This is a genomic window from Thermogutta sp., from assembly GCF_014359955.1.
GTDB lineage: Bacteria > Planctomycetota > Planctomycetia > Pirellulales > Thermoguttaceae > Thermogutta.
Genome location: NZ_JACIYL010000951.1, coordinates 1 through 1,516, shown reverse-complemented (window position 1 = coordinate 1,516; position 1,516 = coordinate 1). Strand labels below are relative to the sequence as shown.

Genomic DNA, 1,516 nt, shown 5'->3' with positions numbered 1-1,516 from the left:
CAATCGGTTGCCAATTTTCTAGATTTTTTAAAACGACCGCGGTTATAATGAATGCGCGGTGGAATGTACCGGGGCGACAGATGACCGGTATCGCAGGGCTGGTCTTTTTGGGACTCGTCAGACAAAACGGGAGGGTGCCATGGTGGACATTCGAGAACCTCGGATTCGGGCGGCGGCTGAGCGGGAAATGGCCAAATGGTCGGCAGCCCAGCAGATTGCGGAACGGGTGATTCGCTTCGATCAAGCGCACTCCGGCCAGAAGAAACTCGGGCCATTCATCACCATTTCTCGGCAGGCTGGGTGCGGGGCGGAAGAAATCGCCCAGCGAGTGGGTGAAAAACTTCAGTGGGATGTCATCGACAAAAACGTGCTCGACACGATTGCCCAAAGGTTCTGCCTGGAACGCAGCCAGTTGGAATCGATCGACGAATCGCCGGGGAACTGGGTGCGCGATACGCTGGGACAGTGGCTGGATCCCCATGTTATCTCCAGCGACAAATTCCTCGCCTGCCTTCAACGCGTGGTTTGGGCAGCCGCCCGAAAGGGACAGGTGATCTTTGTGGGCAGGGGAATCTGCTTCCTCTTGCCGGACAAGGCCGGACTGGCCGTGCGGATTGTGGCGTCTGAAAAATACCGCGTGGCGAGAATTCAAAAGGAGAAGGGACTCAGCGAAGCCGAAGCCCGCCGTTTCGTCCAGGAACTCGAAGCGGCGCGGCGACAATTCGTTCAGCAGTTCTTCCATAAGGATGTCAGCGATCCTCAATGGTACGACCTCGTTCTCAATGTGGAGCGTTGGGGGGTGGAGGCTACGGCGGATCTGATCGTGACAGCCTGGAAGGCTCGCGAGGCCGCACTTTTGGCCCAACAGCAAACCTAGCCCGGAGATGCGTCACGAAAGAACGCGGTAGAGAAAGTCCTCATGGGCGGACCGCAAACGACAATCGCGGAGCTGGCGTCTGCCTCTTGCAAGTTGGAAAAATCCCGGTAAGATAGGGTCGAACTGGTCGGGGGCCCCGTGAATCGTGACAGGGTATTGAGAGGAAGGTTTTCGGCGGGTTTCCCTCATCCAGGAGTCTGAAGAAGCGAGCAGCGGCAATGACTCAACCCGACAACGTACAATTGGGGGAATTTCGTCACATCGACGTTTATGAAGTGGACGATGTGACGGTTGTTCATTTCAAGGAAAGCCGAATCACCGACGATCTGGGGATTCAGGAACTGGGGCAGGAGCTGTTCTCGCTGGTCGATCAGGGGAACCGGACGAAGCTGCTTCTCAATTTCGCCAATGTGCAGTTTCTTTCCAGTGGCGCTCTGGGAAAATTGCGAGCTTTAGAGAATCGGGTGTCCAAACGGGGTGGCGTTGTGAAGCTCTGCTCGATCAATCCGAATATTTACGAAGTTTTCAAGATTACCCGATTTGACACAATCTTCCAGATTTTTAAGACGGAAGCTGACGCCCTGGCCAGTTTTTGAGGCCTCTTTTGTCGGGTAGTCGGCTCGTCGGTCTTGTCTTGTG

The 1,516-nt window shown here is 55.3% G+C and carries 2 protein-coding genes; both read left to right on the top strand.

Going from position 1 to position 1,516, the window contains the following annotated elements; translation table 11 throughout:
• Positions 1 to 139: 139 nt before the first annotated feature.
• On the top strand, positions 140 to 877 hold the full coding sequence (locus tag H5U08_RS18480; protein ID WP_297036533.1) for a cytidylate kinase-like family protein: 738 nt from the start codon (positions 140 to 142) through the stop codon (positions 875 to 877).
• Between the two features lie 218 nt (positions 878 to 1,095).
• The gene (locus H5U08_RS18475) at positions 1,096 to 1,473 is read left to right on the top strand and encodes an STAS domain-containing protein (RefSeq protein WP_297036531.1); all 378 of its coding nucleotides are present in this window, start codon (positions 1,096 to 1,098) and stop codon (positions 1,471 to 1,473) included.
• The last annotated feature ends 43 nt before the right edge of the window (positions 1,474 to 1,516 follow it).